A 22,340-nucleotide genomic window follows, 5' to 3' on the forward strand; every position below is an offset into this window, starting at 1 on the left:
CCCTGTGCTGCTTGTCTATAAAGTCGTGGCCTATGGCCAGGCTTTCGTCCCACTCCATGGTCCGTTTCCTTTACTTGGTCTCCGGTGAGCCGCCCGGGCGGTTTCGTGTTTCGAGAAAGCGTATTAACTCCATGTCTGTCTTCAATATATGCTCCGAGAGCCATTCGGTGAGCCATGTATGCATGTTCAGCGCGAGGTCCATGGAGGGGCCGTTTCTGTAGATATCGTCCTTCAACCCCTCGAAGTCGTCGACAAAGCTTTCGTGCGCTTCCTTGTGCGCGGCCAGCCCCGGGTAGCCCTGCTCTTTCATGATGGTCTCTTCGCCGCTGAAGTGGGTCAACGCGTACTCCTCCAGGAAGGCTACCAGCGCCAGGGTCTCCTCCGCCTCGGTATGCCATTCCATGGCGGCCTTCAGTTCGTTTATCTTCTCGAATATCTCCTTGTGCTGCGAGTCTATGAGGTCGTTGCCCGTCTTGAGTTTTTCATTCCATTCCATCTCTTCCGTCCCCTTACTTGAGTTTCTCCTTGAGGAGCCCGGAGACGAGCCCAGGGTTGGCCTGCCCTCCGGTGGCCTTCATCACCTGCCCGACGAAAAACCCGAAGAGCTTTTCCTTTCCGCCCCGGTACTTCTCGACGCTATCCGGGTTCTTCTCCATTATACCGTCTATGATCTTTACGAGCTCTCCCTCGTCTGAGATCTGCTTGAGACCTTTCTCCTCGACTATCGCGGCCGCGTCGCGGTCCGTCGTGAACATCTCTTCGAAGACCTCCTTGGCGGTCTTCGAGTTTATCTCGCCGGTCTTTACCATCTTCAGGAGGTCTGAGAACCTCTCCGGCGTAACCTGACAGTCCGTTATTTCTTTATTGTGTTCCTTCAAGAGCCTCAGCAGCTCTCCCATGACCCAGTTCGATACCGTCTTCGGCTCTTCGAAAAGTTTTACCACTTCTTCATAATAGTCCGCAAGCATTTTCGAGGCCGTAATGACCCCGGAGTCATACGGGGGGAGGGCGTACTCCGTTACGAAGCGCTCCTTCTTCGCGGCCGGAAGCTCGGGCAGCTTTGAGCGGAGTTCCTCCACCTCTTTTTCCTCCACTATAACGGGCAGGAGGTCGGGCTCGGGGAAGTACCGGTAGTCGTGCGCCTCCTCCTTGCTCCTCATCGAGCGGGTAACGCCCGTTCCGGGGTCGAAGAGGCGCGTCTCCTGGGCGATCTTTTCTCCGGCCTCGATTGCCTCGGTCTGCCTCTCTATCTCGTAGTGGAGCGCGTCGCGTATGAACTTGAACGAGTTCATGTTCTTCAACTCGGCCTTGGTGCCGAGCTCTTTCTGTCCCACGGGCCTGATCGAGACGTTCGCGTCGCACCGGAGGCTTCCCTCCTGCATGTTCCCGTCGCATATGCCGAGGTAGAGGAGTATGTCGCGGAGTGCCTTCAGGTACTCCGATGCCTCCTCCGGGGTGCGGATGTCCGGCTCGCTTACGATCTCGATTAGCGGCATCCCGGTGCGGTTCAGGTCCACGAAGCTCGAACCCTCCTCTTCGGGCGTCTCGCCGTGGAGCAGTTTTCCCGCGTCGTCCTCCATGTGTATGCGGGTTATGCCTATGCGTCTTGGCCCCTTCTCGGTTTCTATGTCGAGGAAGCCCCCTTCTGCCAGAGGGCGGTCGTACTGGGATATCTGGTAGCCCTTGGGCAGGTCCGGGTAGAAGTAGTTCTTCCGGGCGAAGACGTTCCGGGGGTTAATAGTGCAGTTTGTCGCGAGCGCCATCATGACGGCGTACTCGACGGCGCGCTTATTCAGGACCGGCAGCACGCCGGGCATCCCGAGGCACACGGGGCAGGTCTGCGTGTTGGGCCCGGCGCCGAAGCGGGTCGGGCAGGCGCAGAAGAGCTTTGACTCCGTCAGGAGCTGGGCGTGGACCTCGAGACCTATGACCGGTTCGTATTTCATGAGAACATCTTAGGCTCCGGCATCTTCATGGCCTTCCGCCGGTAGTTCAGGTTCGCCATCACCTTGTAGAGGAGCCCCCACGGCTCGCCCGCGCACCTCTTCAGGACGTTCTTCCAGCTGTAGAGGTTCCGGTTTATCCAGTTGTAGCCGTCCATCAACTCCTCGGCGCTCATGCAGACTGGCCTGTATACTATCTCTATCATGTTGTACCTGGCCCAGTCGCGGTCGATTATCCTGCCCTCCTTCTCCAGGTCGTCGTAGAGGCGCGTACCCGGAAGAGGGGTCAGGATGTTGAAGTGCGCGGCCGTCAGGTTATTCTCCATTATGAAGTCGAAGGTGCTCTTGAAGACCGATTTGTCGTCGTCGTCGAGTCCGAATATAAAACCCCCCACCACACCTATGCCCGCGGCGTGTATCTTCCTTATGGCCTCCCCGTACCCCTCCGGCGAGTTCCACGACTTGTGCATCCTCGCGAGGTTCTTCTCCGAGAGGCTCTCGAAACCGATGTAGGCGAACTTGCCGCCGCTTTTGGCGTAGAGGTCGAGCAGCTCCGGGTCTTTTGCCATGGTTATGGCCGCCTGCGACCCCCATGTGCGCTTTAAGGGGATGAGTTGCCTGAAGAGCTCCTTGGCATACTTCGGGTTTCCGGCGATGTTGTCGTCCAGGAAGTAGAAGTGTTTGGAGTCGAACTTCCTCACCTGGTCTATCACCTCCTTGACCGGCCGTACCCTGAACTTGCGCCCGAAGAAGACGGTCACTGCGCAGTAGTCGCAGTCGAACGGGCAGCCGCGCGTGGCCTGGATGGTGTTGAAGCCCGAGGCGTACATCCCCCGGTCGAGGAGCTCCATACTCGGCGTGGGCCACCCGCCCATCTCCGGCATCTTCTCGGACTTGTAGGTGGGCTTGAGTTCTCCCCTCTCGAACTCCCGGAGGAGCGTCTCCCAGACGAGCTCGGCCTCCCCTATGACCACGCTGTCGGCGTGCGTGAGCGCCTCGTCCGGCACGGCCGAGACGTGAACGCCGCCCATTACGACCGTTACTCCCTTCTTCCGGAAGCCGTCGGCCACCGAGTAGGCGTGCGGTATCTCGGAGGTGAAGCCGGTTATGCCGACCATATCCACCTTCGCGTCGTAGTCTACGGGCGTGACGCGGGAGTCGAGTATCTCGACGTCCCAGTCGTCGGGTGTAAGCGAGGCCACCGTAGGAAGCCCGATCCTGACGAACCCGGCCTTACCGCTCTTCGATATGCCGCCGAGGTAGCTCCGCTCGTTCTTCGGAAGTATAAGGAGCAGTTTTTTCTTCGTTTCCACCTGCTATACCTTTGGCCTTTTAGTATGCCATTCGGTCGCCCGCTCGTAGGCGTGGGCGGCCCGTAAGATGGTTTCTTCATCGAGAGCTTTGCCGAGGATCTGAAACCCTATTGGAAGGGAGCCCTTCGAAAAGCCGCAGGGTACGGATATGCCGGGCAGCCCGGCGAGGTTGCACGATATCGTGAATATGTCGGAGAGGTACATGGTAAGCGGGTCCTCCACCTTTTCGCCGAACCTGAAGGCCGGGGTGGGGGAGGTGGGGGTGACTATGAGGTCGCATTCGCCGAAGGCCTCGTCGAAGTCCCTCTTTATGAGGGTCCTCACCTGCGAGGCCTTTTTGAAGTACGCGTCGTAGTAGCCCGCCGAGAGCGCGTAGGTGCCGAGCATTATCCTCCTCTTTACCTCCGCGCCGAAGCCTTCGTCGCGCGTCAGCTTGTACATATTGAGCAGCCCCTCCCCCCGGTCCACCCTCGTGCCGTACTTAACGCCGTCGTAGCGGGCGAGGTTGCTGGAGGCCTCGGCCGTTGCGACCAGGTAGTAGACCGCCACCGCGTACTCGGTATGCGGAAGGGTTATTTCCTTCGTCTCGGCCCCCGCGTCTTTAAGTACCTCGATGGCCTTCTTCACGGCTTTCTCAACCTCGGGGTCGAGCCCCTCGATGAAGTACTCCTTCGGTATGCCGATTTTCAGTCCTTTCACGCCTTTTTCGAGTCCGGCCGTGTAGTCCGGCACCGGCGCGTCGATGGAGGTCGAGTCCATGGGGTCGTGCCCGGCGATAACATTGAGTACCGAGGCGGCGTCGGCAACGCTTCTCGTGAGCGGCCCGGCCTGGTCCAGAGACGAGGCGAAGGCCACCATGCCGTACCTCGACACCCTGCCGTAGGTGGGCTTCATCCCCACTACGCCGCAGCAGGAGGCGGGCTGGCGTATGGAGCCGCCGGTGTCCGTGCCGACCGAGAGGGCCGACAGCCCGGCAGCCACCGAGGCGGCCGACCCGCCGCTCGACCCGCCCGGTACGCACCCCGTGTCCCACGGGTTAAGGGTATTGAAGAAGGCCGAGTTCTCGGTCGACGAGCCCATGGCGAACTCGTCCATGTTGGTCTTGCCGAGTATTACCGCGCCCGCCTCCCTGAGCTTCCTTACGACCGTGGCGTCATAGGGGGGTACGAAAGGCTCGAGTATCCTGGAGGCGCAGGTGGTCTTTACCCCCCGGGTGCAGAAGATGTCCTTTATTGAAGTGGGTATGCCGGTAAGTGCGGTGGCCTCGCCCCGCTTAATCCTCTTATCCGCCTCGGCCGCGTCGCCGAGCGCCGCGTCGCGCGTAACGGTTATGTAGGCGTGGAGCTTCGGGTCGAGCTCTTCTATGCGCTTCAGATAGGCCTCGGTGGCCTCGACCGAGCTTAGCTCGCCTTTTTCGAGTTTCTCGGAAAGCTCGGTGGCTGTTAGGGCGGTTGGGTCCATGGCTACTCTATGATTTTGGGGACCTTAAAACAGTCCCGCTCGCTTTTGGGGGCGTTAGCGAGCGCCTCTTCCCTCGGGAGCGGCTCCCGGGCCGCGTCTTCCCGGAGTTTACCCCCCCCCTCGGGCACGGTGCAGGTCGTCGGCTCCACCCCTGCGGTGTCCACCTCGGAGAGCTTTTCCACGTAGTCGAGTATGCGCTTAAGCTGGCCCGTATAGAGCCGGCTCTCCTCTTCGGTTAGTTCGAGCCTGGCGAGTCCGGCTGCGTGGGCTACGTCTTTTTGTGTTATGGCCATTTTTTTACTATCCTTTCCGGCTTTCCGGAAAAAAATTCAAGGCATAAGCCTACCACAGATAAAGCACGTATTTCAAGCCCTTGCAACCGTATCTACAGGGACAAACTTTTTGTCTCCCGGCAAAAAGGACTTGACAAGTCTTGATTATTGCGATAAAAAGGGTCTTAAATTCTTTTTTAAGGAGGTCTTATAGATGTTCAGATTAAGCAGAGGGGCCGAATACGCGATAAGGGGCATACTCCATCTGGCCTCGGAGCCGGAGGGAAAGATATCCTTCATAGAGGAGATCGCCCGGGCCCAGGACACGCCCAAGGCATACCTCGCGAAGATATTCCAGGCACTCACGAAGAAGGGTTTTCTAAAGTCCTTCCGCGGCCCGGACGGCGGTTTTATGCTCACCCGGCCGGCGGCGGAGGTAAGCGTCCTCGACATCATAGAGGCCATGGAGGGCCCCGTACACCTTAACGAGTGCCTTATACATAAGGGCTACTGCGCGAGGGATACGTTCTGCCCCATACACGACGTGTGGCACGAGGCCCAGAAGAGGCTCATGGACTTCCTCGCCAGCTGCAGCTTCGCGGACCTCGCCGAAGCCGGAAGGAAGAAGCAGGAGGCCCTTCTCAAGAATACGGCCAACGAGTAAGCCCGCCGGTCCGCTGACCGTCGGTCCGCTGACCGCCAGCCAGTCAGGATGGTCTGCGGACGTCCGGCAGGGTGGTCGTCCGGCGCTGCGCCACGGACGCGCGGCCATTCGAAACACATCAGGACGAACTGGAAGGAAGAAGGAAGGGGGTGTTTTTTTTATGTCAATGCGGACAATTGTTATCCTTTTATCCTTTTTAATGATGACGGCCCCGACGTATGCAGCGGCCGGAGAGTACGAGGTCGGCGAGGGCGTCTACGGGCGCTACTGCGTAGGATGCCACGGAGTCAAAGGCGACGGCAGGGGTCCGGGGGCCAAGCTCCTGGTGGTAAAGCCGAGGGACTTCACCTCGGGCACATTCAAGTTCAAGTCCACCCCCACCGGCTCGCTCCCCACCGACGAAGACCTGATGAGGACCATTACACGGGGGCTGCCCGGAAGCTCCATGCCGGAGTACATTCTGGTGGCCGAGAAGGAGCGGCTGGCCGTTATAGAGTACATAAAGGGCTTTTCCGACAGATGGAAGACGGAGAAGCCCAAAGAGCCGGTCACGTTGCCGGGCCCGCCCGATAGCGTGGGCTCTCCCGAGTCGATAGACAAGGGCAAGGGGACATACCTCGGGCCGGGGGGGTGCATGATATGCCACGGCCCCGCGGGCGACGGCAAGGGCCCCATAGCCGCCTCGCTTACCGACAACTGGGGCAACCCGGTTAAGCCGGCGAACTTCCTCCGGGGCGTACTAAGGGCGGGCAGCTCACCCAAAGATATCTTCAGGACCCTTAAGACCGGGGTCGAGGGCACCCCGATGCCCGCCTTCGGGGGGATGCTCACCGACGAACAGCTCTGGGAACTCGCATCATACCTTACTTCTTTAAGAGAGAAGGATTAAGGAGGCTATAATGTGACGGACCATATGACGGAGCAGGCTACTATAGTAGATTATAAACTGGTGAAGGCCCACATCCTGGCCGCCGCGGGCTTCCTGCTGGTGGTGCTCGTTGGCGGCCTCCTCTACTCGCTCCAGTTCCTCGGGAGCTACCCGTTCCCGGGTATAGAGCTGCTCTCGCCCGGGAGGGTCAGGATGGTACACACCAACGCCGTGGCCTACGGCTGGCTCCTTAACGGGCTTCTGGCCGGGATGTACTGGGTAACGCCGAGGATATCGGGCTACCCGGTTCTGTCGAAGAAGTTAAGCTGGATCATATTCTGGGTCCTGCAATCCCTTGTGCTTATCGCCGCCGTCGGCATACTCGCCGGTTACGGACAGGCCATAGAGTGGGGAGAGACGCCGACCTTCGTGGACCCATTCATAACCGTAGGGCTTATCCTGATATCCATAAACCTCATCCCGCCCATTATCAAGGCGAGCAGGGACGCGCCGCTTTACGTCTCGCTCTGGTACTTCACCGGGGCGACGGTATGGGTGGTGCTGGTCTACATAATGGGGAACTTCATCCCCCAGTACTTCGTGCCGGGCGCGGCCGGGGCGGCCATAGCCGGCAACTTCATACACGACCTGGTGGGGCTGCTGGTCACGCCCATAGGCTGGGGCATGATGTACTTCTTCGTACCCGTTATCCTGAAGAAGCCGCTCTGGAGCCATACGATGAGCCTCATGGGTTTCTGGGGGCTGGCGTTCTTCTACCCCATGCAGGGCATCCACCACTTCATGTGGTCCCCGGTGCCCATGTACGTGCAGTACAGCGCGGTGGTGGCCACCCTGGGCATAGAGGTGGTCGTTACGACCGTCCTCGCCAACTTCCTCCTGACCCTACGGGGGAGCGGCGACTACCTGAGGCACAACTACCCCATAAGGTGGTTCTACATGGGGATGTTCTTCTACTGGACGACGTGCTTCCAGTGCGCCATACAGGTCACGCTCACCGTGCAGCAGGCCATACACTTTACCGACTGGGTCGTCGGGCATTCGCACCTGGTGATGTTCGGGGTCTTCAGCTTCTGGATCATGGGCATGATAACCGAGCTCTGGCCGAGGCTCACGGGCAACGCCTGGTACTCGCAGAGCCTGCACGGCTGGGCCTTCTGGCTGAATACGCTCGGCCTGGCGCTCATGTTCATAGACCTAACCATAGCCGGCCTCGTGCAGGGTTTTAGCTGGTGGGGGCTTAACCACTTCATGGATTCGGTAAGGTTTTCCGTCCCGTTCTGGTTCGTAAGGACCGTGTCGGGCGTTATTATAACCGCGGGCATCCTGGCGCTCTTCTACAACATGTGGATGACGAGCCGCGGGGCCAGCGAAAGCGAAGAGGCCGCGGGCTACGAGCCGCGGACCGTTACCACTTAAGGGGGCCGTTATGGAAAAACGTTCAAGGAAAGAGAGTTACGGCTTCATACTCGTAACGGCCGGCCTGGGTTTTTTCGTAATAGGGTTCATCTTCCAGATGCTCGGCCCGATTATCTTCCTCCGGGACATCCCGATGGAGACGATCGAGGAGATAGCGGCAAAGCCGTCCTGGGAGTTCAGGCAGCTGGCCGAGGAATATCCCGAGGAGTTCAAGGCCGCCTTCGGGGAAGTTACGCCCGCCTCCTACGCCGAGGCGTTGAGGCACGGGAGGGACACCTACATAGCCGAGGCCTGCTGGCACTGCCACTCGCAGTACGTGCGGCCGATAGCAAAGGAGCCCGTGCGTTACGGGAAGGTTTCCGTGGCCTCGGAGTACCAGAACGAGCTTCAGCTGCCGCAGCTCTTCGGCACCAGGAGGGTCGGCCCGGACCTTATAAGGCAGTCCGGGGTGCACAGTAACGACTGGCACGTGGCGCACCTCTACGACCCGCCGTCGGTACAGCCCGGGAGCATAATGCCGGGGTACACGTGGTTCTTCGACGAGGACGGGAGGCCGGCCAAGAGGGCGCTCTCGGTGGTGACCTATCTGCAGTGGCTCGGAAGCTGGCAGGAAGGAGGCGACTTATGAAGACAGGTAGTACGACCGGGCACAAGCCGAGGGAATGGGTAACGGTTATCGTGGGCACGTGGGTGGTGCTGGGCGTGGCCTTCGCGGGCCTTACCTTCGCCTACAAGGTCTACGAGATAGTCAACACCATCCCCAGGGGCGAGGTCGTGGGCTTTGCCGTTATCCAGGTCATAACCTACCTCTTCGTGGCCGTGGGCTTCTTTTTTCTATTCGTCTGGAGCTTCCTGAAGGGAGACTTCAAGGACGTGGAGCGCGCCAAGTACAGGGTGCTCGAAATGGAAGAGAAGATGGTCGCCGAGGAGAAGAGGCTCGGGATACGGACGTAAAGCCCACAGGGCCTGTGCATGTAAAAGGAGGGTTCTTGAGATGGAAGAGATGGGAAAAATGGAAGAAATGGAAAAGATGGAAAAAAAAGCCAGGATAGAGACGCAGCACAATAAGGTCCCCATATGGGTGGCGCTCCTGTGGGGCGGCTTCGCGGTATGGGGCTTTTCGTATCTCGTGCTCTACTGGGCGCCGGACCTGTGGCTCTGGATGTCGGGCGAGGACCCGGACAAGGCGCAGTGGTTGTTACTCAACAAATAAAAAAACAAAACAACAAGGAGGACGGACGTAATGGAATCGGCTAACGTGATGGAGACCAGGGAGTTCAAGGACGAGGCGGTAAGCAAGGTTACCTACATAAAGACCGACGCCATAGGGCAGGACACATACTACTTCAAGGCCGGGCAGGTGCTGGACTGGCACAGGCACCCGACGGGTGACCAGGTGTTCTTCGTACACGAAGGCACGGGCACCTACTATCTCGACGCCGGGACGGAAGAGAGCTCGCCGCTTAAGCCGGGCTCGGTCGTGCTCGCCCCGAGAGACGTCTGGCACAAGATAGTGGCGGAGACGGACTTGGTGGTATCTCAGGCCACGACCCAGCCGGCCGGGATGGAGCAGAGGAGCTAAAGCCCGAACCAGGTTCGTATAGGCGACACACAAGAGGGGGCGGCCCGAAGGATGGGCCGCCCCCTCTTCTATATAGACAGTGGATGGGATAAATTTTCCACCCCTCAGTCGTCGTCGACGAGCTTGCCGTACACGTTGTCCTTTGGCGGCTCCCCCCTCCTGTCGGTCGGTATGAATGTCTTGTCGGGGGCGGGCCTGGAGCTTCTGTTGTGGCTCACCAGTACCTTGACCGTCTCCCAGCTGAACACCCCGGTTGTCGCCATCTCCACGATCTCCTCCAGCGCCGTCCGGTTGTCGTAGGGGGTGGGCCTGTAGGGCCTTGGCACAAGGAGCGCGTCGTAGACGTCGCTTACCGCGATGATCTCCACCAGGAGGTTACTCAGGATGATGCCCTGCGGGTAGCCCGAGCCGTCGTTCTTCTCGTGGTGGTCCCTGGCTATCAAGGCGGGCAGGCCGCCCGTCTCCCGCGAGTGGTAGCAGAGCAGCACGTACCCGGCTATGGTGTGGTCGTCCAGGGCGCGCTTCTCGCTTACGGTAAGCGGGGTCGTCTTCTCGATGATGTCGGGGGAGACGCAGACCTTGCCTATGTCGTGGACCGGGCCGGTCGCGGCCAGTTCGCCCCTATTCTCGTGGTCGGGTATAAGCTCCCGGGCGATGGACGAGGAGAGGAGGAAGACCGTCAGGAAGTGGCGGTAGGAGTAGAAGTCGTTCTGCTTGAAGTGGTCCAGCATCTCCAGGGCCGGGCCCACGAGCCGGACCTCCTCGAGCTCTCCGAAGATCTCGGCGGTGCGCTCCCGCTCGGAGAATATCGTGTCGTAAGGGGGGGCGGCGACGAACTCCCGCATGTCCTTCCTCACGGTGCCGTGGCCCATGAGGTTGTGGCTCTTATACGGCGCGTCGGGGTTCGACAGGATGAGGGTCTCCAACGCCTCCGGTGTTACGGCCGAGCCGACGGAGAGCAGTATCCTGCCGTCCAGCGTGTGGACGGGTATGGAGGAGGTTAAGGGTGCCACAGCTTTCGCAGCCTGTCGTTCATGGCCGATGATATGGTGAAATCCGGCGTTTCACGGCTACATGTAGGTATTATATGCGTCTTTTTCGCCGGAGAGTCAACTGCCTGAGTGGGTAGGGGGGGGAAATGCCCGTCTAACTCGCCGCTTCACCGTGCTTCCGGCCTACCACCGTAGCCTTCATGACCATATAGACGATGTACAGGGAGACGATGGCGGCGAAGAAGCACCAGACCGACGTAAAGGCGTAGTAGTATATGAAGAAGGCGGGGATAAAGGCGACGACGATGGTCCATCCGAAGTGGCGGAGGTTCTCGTTGGAGGAGAAGACGAGGGGGAAGGCGACGAATGAGCTGTAGACCGCGCCCGGCACCTCCCTCGGGACGAAGGCGTCGTAAAGGATGTTGGTGATGTAATAGACGGAGCGTTGGGAGATCTCCACCGATACCTTCCCCTCGCCTATGAGGAGCGGGAAGTAGAAGAAGGAGGCGAAGACAAAGGCGCCGATAGAGGCAAGGAAGAAGAGCCCGCGCTTTCTCTTGTCTTCCTCCATCGCGCAGGCCGTTACGGGGACCGCCACGGGCCAGAAGAAGTGGGAGAAGAAGAGGAAGAGTTTTCCAAGGCCTACCGCTTGCGTGTAGTTGCCGTCATGCAGGGCGAGCCAGACAAAGCCCTCTATTATCTGCTGGGCGGCCAGGACCAGCACAAAGAGCGTGATGAGGACGTACTTCCGGTTGTAGTTAAGGGCGAGCCTGAGCCCGTAGAGTCCGGACGGGGCGACTATGGCGCCCGTTGCAAAGCTCGCGGTAGCTGAAAAGCACACGGTGGTCTCCTTTAGATGGCAAACAGAGATATTTTACAGACCCGCCGGGCGGAAGTCAACCGGGGCGTCCGTTCACCCCCGCTCATCCTGAGCCTGTCGAAGGGCGAGGGGGAATCTTGTTCAAAGACAAAAGGAGATGAGGGGAAGGGAGGGGGGGTCTTTTTTTGCCCCCTTTTCCCCCAACGTGCTAGTCTTTTTTGTTATTATAAGAAGAAAACCTGTTTTTTATCTGCCTATGTTATCGTCCAAAAACATAAACATTGAGGAGTGCTTTGACATGTTTGTCAAAGAAATTGGTGGCAAGCTTATCAAAGAGTTGCTTCCAAAATCACCCAAGACCAAAAATGCGGACTACCTCTTTCCAGAAAGCGAAATCATAGTAGCTGAACTTAAATGTCTCGAAAAAGACTATTTTCGTGACAAAGACTATAAGCGGAAGCTGAACGACTTGTATTCAATGTGGCAAAGCAAAGGCCTTGTTCCTCCAATATATGGTAGAAAAACCATAAACACAAAAGATCTTCCGCTGGAATGCCAAACAGATGTGTTGAGGATAGTGCAAGACTCCATTCAAAGGGTTATAAAGAAAGCTAATAAGCAGATTAGAGAGACAAAAGAACACCTTGGCCTACCCCATGCGAAAGGTTTGCTTTTGCTTGCCAATGACGGGAATTACTCTTTGGAGTCTGATGCGGCAATGTATGTCTTGGGAGAGATTCTAAAGGGACGGCACTATTCGAGCATATCCTCCATAGTTTATTTTACCGTTAATATGAGGACAACCATTCCGGGAGATAGCCGTGAGGCTCTTTTATGGGTTGATGCATATAGAGAAAAGAGCCGTGGGGTGTCGGAGGAGTTCCTCTCATCTCTCTCGGAGAGATGGGGTGCATTTCTTGAGGGGAAAGTAGGGGGAGAGATGTGCAAGAAAACGATTGATAATCAGGAATTCCTTAAAAGGATAAAATTTATACGGTAGTAGCTATGAGCAAAGTAGGCAAGGCAGCGACAGCACCTACTATGCACCAACGCCTTCCTTGCACATCTTTCCGACCTTCTCGAAGAACTTGTATAAATCAGTGCCCTTTATTTCGTCCAGTCGCATTTCCTTGGCTAATTTCTTGGCATTCTTTTTTACGCTAATCCCGATTTGTTCTTCTAATTTTTTGTCAGGGTTGATGTCCTTAATTGAGTCCGAAATTTGCGAGCCGAATACTCCTTTCAATACCCTGAGAGTAAAATAATTCTCTATAGAATATTTTTTAAGTCGGTGCACATCTATGCCATGCTCTTTACATTTCTTTATGAAACGTTTGCGAACGGGGTCGCTGTTAGGGTCCTTATCAACAAGCCCGATAATGGCATAATGTTGAGAGAATACGGAAAGATCTGTCTGGTCCATTATATCACCACCTAGCGGCCATATTTTAATATTGTACATCTCGTATAAACCCATCTTAATAAGAAATTCTTCTACAATCGGTATATCCTTCGGCCCCTCAACCAATATGACAAGATCTGAAACTAGGTTGTCTGCTACAGAATATCCCAGATCATCTAAGATGGAAGCCCTGCTTGTGGCGTCATCCACAACAACTTGTCCATCAAAGGACGTAAAGAACACCTTGTCTATCAGGGCATTATCCAAAAAGATGTTGGAGTGTGTCGTCACAAAGAATTGTTTGTCGGTATTATTGCGCAAAAAATAAAGTAATCTCCTTTGCATGTCTGGATGTAAATGGCTTTCCGGCTCCTCAATCAGTATCACGTTATTTTCAGGATGGATTGCAAAATATAAAATAACCAATAGTTCCTGCATTCCCAAGCCACAGTTTTGCGCGACAATCCACGCCCCATCCTTTTTAAACTTTAGCATTAATCTATTCTTTTCTTCCGTAAAAATATCAAATTTATAGCCAGTCGATATGTTAGTAAACGCATCGCTTATTTTACTAAAAACTTGCTCATCGGCAGAACCTTCCGCTTGATTTTTTGCATTGAAAAGGTAGTTTAATAGTCCCACTCCATCAGGCTTGACTTCTGCATCTGTGTGTATTTGCTCGCGGAGTTCCAGATTCCTTTTCGGGGGCAAAAGGACTGTGTGGTAAGCGGTACTATATAGCTGCTGGTATGCTCGTGCTACCACTCCCATGTCTAAGCCGTAGTTGCCTATGTAAGGGTTGTTCTTGAACCCTTTAAAAAGACGCGAGGTAAAATTGTCCGTTTCATCTGAAAACCATTCTTCTTGGGTTGAGAGAACCCGCTGTATAATTTCTTTGTAGTGAGTATTCTTGTTTTGGTCTGTGCCGCGCCAACCCGTAGCATTTGTAGAATCTTTAAATATGGCCTCAGCCTCTCCTTTGCCTAATGGTTTCCCTTCGATTCTATTGGCAGGATTGTTAATTCCTCCAAGAAGTGTAGACTTGCCGCTGTTATTCTTTCCACAGATGACATTAATCTTCCCTAGATTTCGAAGGAAACCTTCTTTTAGGGCGTTAATGTCATTTATCTTTAGATGTCCAAACATAAAGGTTTGTGTGTTTTGGTGCAGCCGTCCTCCCCACCCCCTTACACCACAATCTATGGTTGTTTTCAAGTGAAAAGGTGTGAAACAGGGAATTAGTGAGTCAGGGAGTTAGGGAGTTAAAGAGGCTCCGCGCCAATCCCCCTCAATCCCCCCCGTATCAAGTACGGGGCAGGCTCTTTGAAAAAGGGGGAGGATAATCGCGGTGCGTCACGCACCCATCACGGACACGAACCACGGACACGGACCACGGCCCCCTCACTCCATTACCTCCACCCTGTTCCTGCCGCCGTCTTTCGCTCTGTAGAGGGCGTCGTCCGCCCTCTTGAGGAAGCTCCTGACGGTATCGCCCTCCTTGAAGAGCGTTACGCCGAAGCTTACCGTCACCCGTCCGGCCTTGCCGAAGCCGTACTCCTCTATCATCTGCCGCATCCTCTCGGCCGCCTCCTCGGCCCCCTTCAAGTCCACCTCCGGGGTGACCACCATGAACTCCTCGCCGCCCCACCTGACGAAGTAGTCCGTGGTCCGCTTGTGCTCGCGGACGATGTCGGAGAGGGCTCTTAAGACGGCATCGCCCACGTCGTGCCCGTGGGTGTCGTTGACCTCCTTGAAGCTGTCTATGTCGAGCATGATCACCGAGAGGTGGTGGTCGTACCTCTTGACCCTCTCCACCTCGTGCACCATTATCTCCTCGAGCTTGAGCCTGTTGTAGGCCCCGGTGAGCATGTCGGTCGTCGCGAGCTCCTGGAGCTTATCCTCCATCCTCTTGCGCTCGGAGATGTCGCGTACGATCCCCATGAAGACCTGCGAGTCGCCCAGCCGGACCTCGCTTACGGCGAGATCGAGCGGAAAGACCGTGCCGTCCTTGCGCACGCCCTCCACCTCGCGCCCCGTGCCGATGATCTTCTTCTCTCCCGTGGTCAGGTAGTCCTTCAGGTAGGCGTCGTGCTCGTTCCGGAAGGGCTCGGGCATGAGGAGCTTTACGTTCCGGCCCACGACCTCTCCTGCTTCGTAGCCGAATATTTCCTCGGCCGCGCTGTTGAAAGACTCGATTACGCCGCCGCTGTCGATGGTGACGATGCCGTCGACCGCGTCCATGAACATGGCCCTGCTTCGCGCGTCGCTCAGCCTGAGCGCTTCCTCCGTGCGTCTGCGCTCGTTGATGAGGTGCCGCGCGTAGAGCCCCATGCCCATCATCATCCCGACGACCGCAAAGCGCATCCATAGTTTTGAATAGCTCGGGGCGAGCATGTTGTCGAGGAAGTCGCCCTCGCCGAAGACGAAGGTGTCCACCGCCGTATCGAAGACCCAGAAGGCCAGGGCGGCGACTACCCCGATGCCGATGATGTCGGAGGCGGCTCTCTTCTGTTTTGCGCTCATATCTTAAGGGTCCTTGAAGAGGGTTTTAAGACCTTTAAGCGGGTCTTCCTCCCCGCCGCCGCCCCCCCCTCCGCCGTCTTTCCTTTCGGCCCCCCGGAGAGCGAAGCAGTCGCAGAAGTTGGCCCTGTCCTTTGTAACGACCCTCTCGGCCTGCGGCTCGCGGCATTCGTTATACGAGTCCGGGTCGTAGAAGAGGCAGTTAAGGCATACCTTTACGTCCGCGCCGCAGGAAGGGCACTCCTCCCCCCTGCCGGGCTTTTCGACCTCAAGCTCCTTATTACACGAAAAGCAACGCTTCACGGCCCCGTCCACCCGACCATTATAGGCTAAAAAGCCCGTCCTTTCAATGAATGAGTGCCTAATCCCTCTTCACCCTTCCCCCCATACAATTGACAACCCCCCCTTTAATCGGGTATAAGAGGTGAAACCATCCGAACGAAGGACGCGCGCGCATGAACCAGCGAGAGCACTGGGGTACTAGAATAGGTTTGATCCTTGCCATGGCGGGCAACGCCATAGGGCTCGGGAACTTCCTGCGCTTTCCGGTGCAGGCCGCGGAGAACGGCGGCGGCGCCTTCATGATACCGTACTTCATCTCCTTCATAGTGCTCGGCATACCCCTTATGTGGGTGGAGTGGGGCATGGGCCGCTACGGCGGCTCGCTCGGCCACGGTACGGCCCCGGGCGTGTTCGACGCCATGTGGAAGAACCGCTTTGCCAAGTACTTCGGTATACTCGGCATCTTCCTCCCGCTGGTCGTACTCGTATACTATACCTACATCGCGTCCTGGACCCTGGCCTTCAGCCTCTCCTCGCTCCTTAACTACTTCCCCGAGCCGACAGCCGTAGCGGGGGGGGCGGGGGGGGTGGGGGGGGTGGGCGCAACGCCCAAGGAGTACCTGGCGCCCTACCTCGAATACTTCGGCAACTACGTGGCCCACAGCACCTCGGACTCGGGCATATTCATGGCGCCCCATCCGCTGGCCTACCCCCTCTTCCTCCTAACTCTCGGCCTGAGCCTCCTGGTGCTCGTAAAGGGTATCTCCGAGGGGATAGAGAAGCTCTGCAAGGTGGCCATACCGGCGCTCTTCGTAATGGCGACCATACTCTTCGTAAGGATAGTAACGCTCGACTCGCCGACCGACCCGACGATGACGACGGCCAGGGCATTCTCGTTCCTGTGGGAGCCCGACCTCTCGGGTCTTACCAACCCCAGGGTATGGCTGGCGGCGGCCGGGCAGGTATTCTTCACCCTCTCTCTCGGCATGGGGGCCATGATAACCTACGCCAGCTACGTCAAGAAGGACGACGACATAGCGCTTACCGGGCTCGCTACGGCGAGCCTTAACGAGTTCGCCGAGGTGGTCTTCGGCTCGACCATAGTCATAGCCTCGGCCGTCATATTCTTCGGGGTGGCCGGGGCCGAGGAGACGGCCGCCGACCTCGGGGCCTTCAAGCTCGGCATGGTCAGCATGCCTGCCATCTTCGCCCACATGCCCGCAGGGAACTTCTTCGGCTTCCTGTGGTTCGGGCTCCTCTACATAGCGGCCCTTACCTCCATAGTGGCGCTCTCGCAGCCGGCCATAGCGTTCTTCGAAGACGAGTTCGACTGGTCGAGGGCCAAGGCGGTAAAGTGGCTCGGCGTCTTCTTCGTCGTATCGGTGACCATACCCATGTTCGTCCAGAACGGCCTCGACGAGCTGGACTTCTGGGTGGCGAGCTTCTCTCTCGTAATCCTCGCCCTGGCCGAGATGATAATATTCTTCTGGGTCTTCGGCGCGGAGAACGCATGGAACGAGATAACCAGGGGAGGGCGGATAAAGGTCCCGCGGGTCTTCTTCTACCTCATGAAGTACGTGAGCCCGGTATTCCTCTCCATAATACTCATTGCATGGCTCTACTTCGAGCTCTACGCCAAGATAACGGTGGGGGACACGGGGACGTGGATAGCCAGAGGCTACCTCGTGGCTCTCTTCGCGCTCCACATCGTGCTGGTCGAGATGGCCTGGCAGAGGAGGAGGAATAAGGGATGAGTATGAAGGGATGGATATTCCTTCTGGCCTCGTGGGGGTTCGTCGCGGGGCTGGTGTCGTTCTGCTTCTATAACGTCTTCTTCAAGGACGGGAAGGACTGACTTCCATGAACTCCTTGCCCTTCGGCCGGGGGTTTGATACGATAAAAAGATGCGCAGGCTGCTGTCACTTTTCATAATCACCGCCTTTCTGTCGCCGGGCTTTACCCCGCTCGCCCAAGCCGGGCTCGACGGTATCTTCCTCGATTCTTCCGAAGCCATGGCCGAGGACTGCGAGCACGGGGACGCATGTCCAATGAAGTATGGCGGGAAGCACGGCGGGAAGCACAAGAAGGCCGCCCGCGCGGCCGGCAACGGGAATAATGACAGCGAGAAGAATGCCGCCGGGGACGACCGCGACCTCTTTATCCACTGCGCGGGCGCCAACAGCGGCACGCCGGTAGTTTCGACACAGTCGATCGAGTCTTTATTCGTAACCGGCCGGACGGAGACCCCGGCGGCCGAAAGCCTTGAAACCACTCTCGCGGAGGGCCGTACCCTTTACAGCGGTCCGACGTCCGAACCATCCGAAAGACCTCCGGCAGTTCGCTAACCTTCCTTAAGAAAACTTTTCCTTGATTACACAGGGTTGGTCCCGGTGCGTATCAGTGCGTCGCAATGCGTCATTCGTTGTGGCGCCGTGTGCATCATGCACTGTGTGCATCATGCACCCGGGCCCCTGAAAAAACTTTCGGAGGTCTTTCGGATATGAAAAAAGTATACGTTCTCTTAACCGTGGTCTTTCTGGCGCTCCCCGCCGCGGCCCACGCCTACATAGGGCTCTGCTGCGGCAAGTGCGGCGGCAACATGCCCATGAACATAATGGGCGGGGGAGTACCCGAAACAAAGGAGTTCCGGCTCAAAATAAGCCCGATGTTCATGAAGATGGGGGACCTGAGGGACGGCACCCATTCGGTCGACGAGGACAGCCTCATAACCGGCATGGGCGCCCCCTACATGGCCGTGCCGACGGAGATGACCATGACCATGACGAACCTCGCCGTCGGCTATAGCTTCACCGACGACTTCTTCGTCGGCATCATGCCCATGTGGAAGAAGAACAGGATGAGGATGAAGGTGCAACCTATGATGGGGGCTCCGTATAAGTACACCATGGAGTCCGACGGCATGGCCGACACCATGCTCATGACCAAGTACCGGCTCTACGCCGACGACCCGCTCATCCCGACAAACCAGTTCTCTTTCTTCTTCGGCTTGAGCCTCCCCACGGGCTCGATAGACGAGGAGAACGACGAGCATCCGGACCCCGCAAAGAGGGACGCGCTCCTGCCCTACGGCATGCAGCTAGGCTCGGGCACGTTCGACCCGAGCTTCGGGCTTCTCTACCAGGGGTCGAGCTCTCCGTGGTGGTGGGGGGCGAACCTCACCTATACGGGCCGCTGGTACAAGAACAAACGCGAATACAGGCTCGGAGACGAGCTTAAGCTCGACCTCTACGGGATGTACCAGCTCCGCTACGACCTGGTGGGACAACTCCAGCTTAACGCGAAGTCATCAGGTAAGGTGAGGGGCGAGATGGACGACGCCCGGGACGGGCTCGCGGGCAGGATGATGAACGGCAACTATATGAGCCCCATGTGGGACCCGGACAACTACGGCGGTGAAAAGCTCTCCGCCACGGTGGGGCTTCAGTGGCAGCCCTTCCCGCTACATATCCTCGACGTGAACGTTGGCGTGCCGATATACGAAGACCTTAACGGCCCGCAGATGGAAGAGGACTACCGGGTGATGCTTACCTGGTATATAGAGATACCGACGAAGGCGAGCAGGAGGTACGTGCCCAAGCCCGCCAAGAGCAGGCTCGGGTTTTGAGCCGCCGTTCCTGCGAAGCGAGATAAAATGAGCTGGAATGAAAGGGAGACAAAGCATGAAGAAATCGCTTATACTATTTATACTGGTCGTCGTCGCGGCCTGCGCCGGAGCCCCGACCCCTTTGCCCGACGAGGGGTCGGAGGCGGCCGGGCTCTACGCCGCAAAGTGCGGGCTGTGCCATTCCCTGGCCCACCCCGCGAGGCACACCGCGCATCAGTGGGAGCGGATGGTGGAGGTAATGGAGGGTGTTATGGCGGATAAGGGCATGGCCGCGCTCACCGAAGAGGAGAGGGTGGTTATACTCGGGTACCTGAAGGAGCACGCGAGGTAGTATGGTGCATATAGGTTTCAAGATAAAGGTTCTGGCTCTGGTTGCAGCGGCGGCCCTTATGGCCTCCGCGGCCGGGGCAGCGGCCGGGGCAGCGGCCCCGGCCGCTACGGAGGACACCGGCTCGGAGTTCGGGGTCATAACGCCCAAGGTAAGGGTCGAGGCGCCCGCCTTCACCCTGACCGACGTCGAAGGCGAGGAAAGGAGCCTCGAAGAGTTCAGGGGCAAGCTCGTCCTCCTTAACTTCTGGGGCACCTGGTGCGCCCCATGCAGGAGAGAGATGCCCGCCCTCGAAAAGCTCTGGAAGGAGTTCGGGGAGAGCGGACTCGTAGTCGTGGGCGTTGCCGGAGACCGGGGCCGGAAGGGCATGCAAAAGGTCAAGGAGTTCCGCGATACGCACTCCCTGACCTTCCCCCTCCTCCTCGACTCCGAAGGGGACGCGAGGAAGGACTACGAGATAATGGCGCTGCCGACGAGCTACCTTATCGGGAGGGACGGAAAGTTCCTCGGGAAGATACTGGGCGAAAAGGAGTGGGATGGGGAGGAGGCGAAGGAACTCATCATAGAGCTTTTAAACAGAGCGCCATAACTTCGCACCCCGTGACGGGGTTTCAATTTCAGGACTACCGTTGTTGGTACGAGATACCAACGGTGTATTGGGCCTCGTATGGCATTAACCGTGCGGCAGCACCCGTCGTTGCTCCTCGGCTCGTCGTTGCGGCGTACCATCAAAGTACGCCTCACTCCTCGCCTTCGTCGCGCCTCGGTCTGCTTTGTTCTGACGCTCTGTACGCGCAACTATTTGTGGCGCTGTGTAGTAAAGTCAGTAATATATTCCGCTTTCGAGGTATGCGCGCTCTATCTTCTCTATGGCTATGACGTAGGCCGCCGTGCGGTAGTCTTCCACCTTCTCGCTCGACGCCTTGAGCTCGCGTATCTGCTGGAACGCCAGCCGCATCGTGTCGTCCAGCCCCGAGTTCACCAGGTCCAGCTCGTCGGGCCCGTGGCTGAGTTCTTTCGTTATCCACTCCGGCACCTTCTTGCCCGTCGCCTCCTCTATGGCCTTCAAGGTGTGCTTGCCCCGGAGCTCTTCGAGACGGCGCTCCATCCTGCCGAAGCGTATGTGTTTCAGGTTGCGCACCCACTCGAAGTAGCTTACGACAACGCCTCCCGCGTTCAGGTAGGCGTCCGGTATGACGACCACCCCTCGTTCCCGGAGTATACGGTCCGCCTCGAAAGTCACCGGCCCGTTGGCCGCCTCGGCGACGAGCTTCGCCTTCAGGCGCGGGGCGTTATCCTTGTCTATCACTTCCTCTATGGCCGCGGGGATGAGTATGTCGCACTCTTCTTCGAGTATTGCCTTGCCTTCCTCCACGTAGTGTGCGCCCGGGAACTCCCGTACCCCGCCGTTCTCTATCATGTGGGCGTGCACCTTGTCCACCGGAAGGCCGTCTTTATCCATTATGGCGCCGTCGTGCTCGATTATGGCGACGATCTTCGCGCCGTCCTCGGATAGGAACCTGGCCGCGTGGTAGCCGACATTGCCGAAGCCCTGTATGATAATGCGTTTGCCGTCCAGGCCGCCGTCGAGGCCGGCGGCCCGGACGTCCTCGGGGTGCCGGAAGAACTCCTGGAGCGCGTAGCACACGCCCCGGCCCGTGGCCTCGAGCCGCCCCCTGACGCCGCCCGAATGCACGGGCTTGCCCGTGACCGACGCTGTGTAGTTTATGTCCTCGGGGAAGAGGTGCTTGTAGGTGTCGGCTATCCAGGCCATCTCCCTCTGGCCCGTACCCATGTCCGGGGCCGGCACGTTGGTGGCGGGGCTGAGGAAGCCTCTGGTGGCAAGCTCCTTGGCGAAGCGCCGCGTTATGCGCTGCATCTCCTCCCGCTTGAACTTCCGGGGGTCTATGCAAAGCCCTCCCTTGGAGCCGCCGAAGGGCACGTCCACTATGGCGCACTTGTAGGTCATGAGCGCGGCCAGCGCCTCGACCTCGTCTTTGTTGACGGCCGTGGCGTAACGTATGCCGCCCTTGGCCGGCAGCCGGTGGATGCTGTGCGTGGCGCGCCACCCGGTAAAGACCCGTATCTTGCCGCGGATCTCGACAGGGAACCTTACCTCTATGACGGCGTTGCAGCCCTTTATGGCCTCGGCCAGCCCCGGCTCCAGCTCCAGGACCTCCACGGCGCGGTCCACCATCATGTCCACGCTCTGGCGGAAGCTCGGCTTGTTGTTCTTACGAGGCGGCATACGGCATTCTCCTCCGTAGGTGTTCCGTTAAAAAGGCGTCCCGTGCGCGAAGAGCACGCCTGCGGACGCGGCCGTGAGCGAGACGAAAAGCAGTAACCAGTGGAGCTTGTTCATCATCCGGAATATCCCGTCTATGTCCATCTCCTCGTCGCTCTCCGTCATCTTGTCGAGCATCCTCTTTACCACGAGCGGCTCGAGCCCGAAGAGCATGACCGCCCAGAAGGTCCATACGATCACCATGAAAAGGAGCAAACGTCCCTGGCTCGTAAAGAGGATGTTGTGCCAGCCCGCCACAAACAGCATCACAAAGCCCGAGACCCCGACAACAAGGTTGTAGACCCTCGCAAGCGGGGCGAACTTGTGTTCAATCCTCCGGAAAAGAAGGACCTTCTCGAGCGGGTTCCGGCTCCTTAAAAGGAGGGGGAATATAAGTATCGTTATAAACCCGAGCCCGCCTATCCAGAGTATCACGCCGAGCACGTGCACTATGTGCATCAGAGAAAAGAGCATCTTGAACTACCTCCCGCTGGAGTTATCCCATAAAAGGGGCTTAAAATCAACCCACGTTTTTCTCCACGGGAGC

25 protein-coding genes are annotated in these 22,340 nt (G+C 57.9%); 13 read left to right on the forward strand and 12 right to left on the reverse strand.

The features are described from left to right. Positions 1–70: 70 nt before the first annotated feature. Genes V3W31_04715 through gatC form a run of 5 tightly spaced genes read right to left on the reverse strand, consistent with a single transcriptional unit; the run spans position 71 to position 5,010 of the window. Entirely contained in the window at positions 71–496 is a 426-nt protein-coding gene (locus V3W31_04715; protein ID MEE9614241.1) for a hemerythrin family protein, read from the reverse strand. Positions 497–509: 13 nt separating this feature from the next. Beyond that, on the reverse strand, positions 510–1,946 hold the full coding sequence (gene gatB, locus V3W31_04720) for an Asp-tRNA(Asn)/Glu-tRNA(Gln) amidotransferase subunit GatB (protein MEE9614242.1): 1,437 nt from the start codon (positions 1,944–1,946) through the stop codon (positions 510–512). Then, positions 1,943–3,256 carry a radical SAM protein gene (locus V3W31_04725; protein MEE9614243.1) on the reverse strand — a complete coding sequence of 438 codons (1,314 nt, stop codon included), beginning with the start codon at positions 3,254–3,256 and terminating at the stop codon, positions 1,943–1,945. Before V3W31_04725 ends, gatB begins: the two co-directional genes overlap by 4 nt. A gap of 3 nt (positions 3,257–3,259) precedes the next feature. Then, a complete protein-coding gene (gene gatA / locus V3W31_04730) occupies positions 3,260–4,717 on the reverse strand; it encodes an Asp-tRNA(Asn)/Glu-tRNA(Gln) amidotransferase subunit GatA (protein ID MEE9614244.1) in 1,458 nt (485 codons plus the stop codon). 2 nt (positions 4,718–4,719) lie between these two features. Continuing rightward, positions 4,720–5,010: an Asp-tRNA(Asn)/Glu-tRNA(Gln) amidotransferase subunit GatC gene (gatC, locus tag V3W31_04735; protein MEE9614245.1), complete on the reverse strand. Its 291-nt coding sequence runs from the start codon at positions 5,008–5,010 to the stop codon at positions 4,720–4,722. A gap of 193 nt (positions 5,011–5,203) precedes the next feature. Between gatC and V3W31_04740 the strand changes: the two genes are divergently transcribed. The 7 genes from V3W31_04740 (at position 5,204) to V3W31_04770 (ending at position 9,540) form a co-directional block, all read left to right on the forward strand. Beyond that, complete coding sequence (locus V3W31_04740) at positions 5,204–5,653, forward strand: Rrf2 family transcriptional regulator (GenBank protein ID MEE9614246.1); 450 nt, start codon at positions 5,204–5,206, stop codon at positions 5,651–5,653. Between the two features lie 160 nt (positions 5,654–5,813). Continuing rightward, positions 5,814–6,542 (forward strand): c-type cytochrome, encoded by a 729-nt coding sequence (locus tag V3W31_04745; GenBank protein ID MEE9614247.1) that lies wholly within the window; start codon positions 5,814–5,816, stop codon positions 6,540–6,542. A gap of 12 nt (positions 6,543–6,554) precedes the next feature. Then, a complete protein-coding gene (locus tag V3W31_04750) occupies positions 6,555–7,958 on the forward strand; it encodes a cbb3-type cytochrome c oxidase subunit I (protein MEE9614248.1) in 1,404 nt (467 codons plus the stop codon). A 10-nt stretch (positions 7,959–7,968) separates the two neighbouring features. Continuing rightward, positions 7,969–8,586, forward strand: coding sequence for a cbb3-type cytochrome c oxidase subunit II (locus V3W31_04755; GenBank protein ID MEE9614249.1), 618 nt, complete (start codon positions 7,969–7,971; stop codon positions 8,584–8,586). Beyond that, the gene (locus V3W31_04760; protein MEE9614250.1) at positions 8,583–8,912 is read left to right on the forward strand and encodes a hypothetical protein; all 330 of its coding nucleotides are present in this window, start codon (positions 8,583–8,585) and stop codon (positions 8,910–8,912) included. The genes V3W31_04755 and V3W31_04760 overlap by 4 nt, the downstream gene beginning before the upstream one ends. Positions 8,913–8,952: 40 nt before the next feature. Next, on the forward strand, positions 8,953–9,171 hold the full coding sequence (locus V3W31_04765; protein ID MEE9614251.1) for a hypothetical protein: 219 nt from the start codon (positions 8,953–8,955) through the stop codon (positions 9,169–9,171). Between the two features lie 30 nt (positions 9,172–9,201). Continuing rightward, positions 9,202–9,540, forward strand: coding sequence for a cupin domain-containing protein (locus V3W31_04770; protein MEE9614252.1), 339 nt, complete (start codon positions 9,202–9,204; stop codon positions 9,538–9,540). Between the two features lie 104 nt (positions 9,541–9,644). Here V3W31_04770 and V3W31_04775 read toward each other — a convergent pair whose 3' ends face one another. Continuing rightward, positions 9,645–10,553 (reverse strand): HD domain-containing phosphohydrolase, encoded by a 909-nt coding sequence (locus tag V3W31_04775; GenBank protein MEE9614253.1) that lies wholly within the window; start codon positions 10,551–10,553, stop codon positions 9,645–9,647. A 133-nt stretch (positions 10,554–10,686) separates the two neighbouring features. Beyond that, the gene (locus V3W31_04780; protein ID MEE9614254.1) at positions 10,687–11,373 is read right to left on the reverse strand and encodes a DUF6629 family protein; all 687 of its coding nucleotides are present in this window, start codon (positions 11,371–11,373) and stop codon (positions 10,687–10,689) included. Between the two features lie 136 nt (positions 11,374–11,509). On the opposite strand from V3W31_04780, the gene V3W31_04785 reads away from it, so the two are divergent. Next, entirely contained in the window at positions 11,510–12,352 is an 843-nt protein-coding gene (locus tag V3W31_04785) for a hypothetical protein (GenBank protein MEE9614255.1), read from the forward strand. Between the two features lie 39 nt (positions 12,353–12,391). On the opposite strand, the gene V3W31_04790 is transcribed toward V3W31_04785, so the two are convergent. The 3 genes from V3W31_04790 to V3W31_04800 form a co-directional block, all read right to left on the reverse strand. Beyond that, positions 12,392–13,969 carry an ATP-binding protein gene (locus V3W31_04790; protein MEE9614256.1) on the reverse strand — a complete coding sequence of 526 codons (1,578 nt, stop codon included), beginning with the start codon at positions 13,967–13,969 and terminating at the stop codon, positions 12,392–12,394. A gap of 186 nt (positions 13,970–14,155) precedes the next feature. Further along, a complete protein-coding gene (locus V3W31_04795; protein ID MEE9614257.1) occupies positions 14,156–15,277 on the reverse strand; it encodes a diguanylate cyclase in 1,122 nt (373 codons plus the stop codon). A 3-nt stretch (positions 15,278–15,280) separates the two neighbouring features. Beyond that, positions 15,281–15,577 (reverse strand): hypothetical protein, encoded by a 297-nt coding sequence (locus tag V3W31_04800; GenBank protein MEE9614258.1) that lies wholly within the window; start codon positions 15,575–15,577, stop codon positions 15,281–15,283. 152 nt (positions 15,578–15,729) lie between these two features. Here V3W31_04800 and V3W31_04805 point away from each other — a divergent pair, with 152 nt between their 5' ends. The 5 genes from V3W31_04805 (at position 15,730) to V3W31_04825 (ending at position 20,098) form a co-directional block, all read left to right on the forward strand. Continuing rightward, the gene (locus V3W31_04805; protein MEE9614259.1) at positions 15,730–17,310 is read left to right on the forward strand and encodes a sodium-dependent transporter; all 1,581 of its coding nucleotides are present in this window, start codon (positions 15,730–15,732) and stop codon (positions 17,308–17,310) included. 150 nt (positions 17,311–17,460) lie between these two features. Next, positions 17,461–17,901, forward strand: coding sequence for a hypothetical protein (locus tag V3W31_04810; GenBank protein ID MEE9614260.1), 441 nt, complete (start codon positions 17,461–17,463; stop codon positions 17,899–17,901). A 155-nt stretch (positions 17,902–18,056) separates the two neighbouring features. Then, entirely contained in the window at positions 18,057–19,181 is a 1,125-nt protein-coding gene (locus V3W31_04815) for a transporter (GenBank protein MEE9614261.1), read from the forward strand. Between the two features lie 55 nt (positions 19,182–19,236). Beyond that, on the forward strand, positions 19,237–19,512 hold the full coding sequence (locus tag V3W31_04820; protein MEE9614262.1) for a cytochrome C: 276 nt from the start codon (positions 19,237–19,239) through the stop codon (positions 19,510–19,512). Between the two features lies 1 nt (position 19,513). Continuing rightward, on the forward strand, positions 19,514–20,098 hold the full coding sequence (locus V3W31_04825) for a TlpA disulfide reductase family protein (GenBank protein MEE9614263.1): 585 nt from the start codon (positions 19,514–19,516) through the stop codon (positions 20,096–20,098). 234 nt (positions 20,099–20,332) lie between these two features. On the opposite strand, the gene V3W31_04830 is transcribed toward V3W31_04825, so the two are convergent. Both V3W31_04830 and V3W31_04835 read right to left on the reverse strand, forming a co-directional pair. Continuing rightward, positions 20,333–21,757, reverse strand: coding sequence for a Glu/Leu/Phe/Val dehydrogenase (locus tag V3W31_04830; GenBank protein MEE9614264.1), 1,425 nt, complete (start codon positions 21,755–21,757; stop codon positions 20,333–20,335). Between the two features lie 27 nt (positions 21,758–21,784). Then, positions 21,785–22,267 (reverse strand): hypothetical protein, encoded by a 483-nt coding sequence (locus V3W31_04835; protein ID MEE9614265.1) that lies wholly within the window; start codon positions 22,265–22,267, stop codon positions 21,785–21,787. Positions 22,268–22,340: the final 73 nt, after the last annotated feature.

This window comes from Thermodesulfobacteriota bacterium (genome assembly GCA_036482575.1).
Classification (GTDB): Bacteria; Desulfobacterota; GWC2-55-46; order GWC2-55-46; family JAUVFY01; genus JAZGJJ01.

Bases quoted from the DNA above. Each gene is read 5' to 3' on its own strand.
- V3W31_04715 (MEE9614241.1), bottom strand. From the start codon at position 496: ATGGAATGGAATGAAAAACTCAAGACGGGCAACGACCTCATAGACTCG.
- gatB (MEE9614242.1), bottom strand. From the start codon at position 1,946: ATGAAATACGAACCGGTCATAGGTCTCGAGGTCCACGCCCAGCTCCTG.
- gatA (MEE9614244.1), bottom strand. From the start codon at position 4,717: ATGGACCCAACCGCCCTAACAGCCACCGAGCTTTCCGAGAAACTCGAA.
- gatC (MEE9614245.1), bottom strand. From the start codon at position 5,010: ATGGCCATAACACAAAAAGACGTAGCCCACGCAGCCGGACTCGCCAGG.
- V3W31_04740 (MEE9614246.1), top strand. From the start codon at position 5,204: ATGTTCAGATTAAGCAGAGGGGCCGAATACGCGATAAGGGGCATACTC.
- V3W31_04745 (MEE9614247.1), top strand. From the start codon at position 5,814: ATGTCAATGCGGACAATTGTTATCCTTTTATCCTTTTTAATGATGACG.
- V3W31_04755 (MEE9614249.1), top strand. From the start codon at position 7,969: ATGGAAAAACGTTCAAGGAAAGAGAGTTACGGCTTCATACTCGTAACG.
- V3W31_04760 (MEE9614250.1), top strand. From the start codon at position 8,583: ATGAAGACAGGTAGTACGACCGGGCACAAGCCGAGGGAATGGGTAACG.
- V3W31_04765 (MEE9614251.1), top strand. From the start codon at position 8,953: ATGGAAGAGATGGGAAAAATGGAAGAAATGGAAAAGATGGAAAAAAAA.
- V3W31_04770 (MEE9614252.1), top strand. From the start codon at position 9,202: ATGGAATCGGCTAACGTGATGGAGACCAGGGAGTTCAAGGACGAGGCG.
- V3W31_04785 (MEE9614255.1), top strand. From the start codon at position 11,510: ATGAGGGGAAGGGAGGGGGGGTCTTTTTTTGCCCCCTTTTCCCCCAAC.
- V3W31_04795 (MEE9614257.1), bottom strand. From the start codon at position 15,277: ATGAGCGCAAAACAGAAGAGAGCCGCCTCCGACATCATCGGCATCGGG.
- V3W31_04805 (MEE9614259.1), top strand. From the start codon at position 15,730: ATGAACCAGCGAGAGCACTGGGGTACTAGAATAGGTTTGATCCTTGCC.
- V3W31_04810 (MEE9614260.1), top strand. From the start codon at position 17,461: ATGCGCAGGCTGCTGTCACTTTTCATAATCACCGCCTTTCTGTCGCCG.
- V3W31_04815 (MEE9614261.1), top strand. From the start codon at position 18,057: ATGAAAAAAGTATACGTTCTCTTAACCGTGGTCTTTCTGGCGCTCCCC.
- V3W31_04820 (MEE9614262.1), top strand. From the start codon at position 19,237: ATGAAGAAATCGCTTATACTATTTATACTGGTCGTCGTCGCGGCCTGC.
- V3W31_04825 (MEE9614263.1), top strand. From the start codon at position 19,514: ATGGTGCATATAGGTTTCAAGATAAAGGTTCTGGCTCTGGTTGCAGCG.
- V3W31_04830 (MEE9614264.1), bottom strand. From the start codon at position 21,757: ATGCCGCCTCGTAAGAACAACAAGCCGAGCTTCCGCCAGAGCGTGGAC.
- V3W31_04835 (MEE9614265.1), bottom strand. From the start codon at position 22,267: ATGCTCTTTTCTCTGATGCACATAGTGCACGTGCTCGGCGTGATACTC.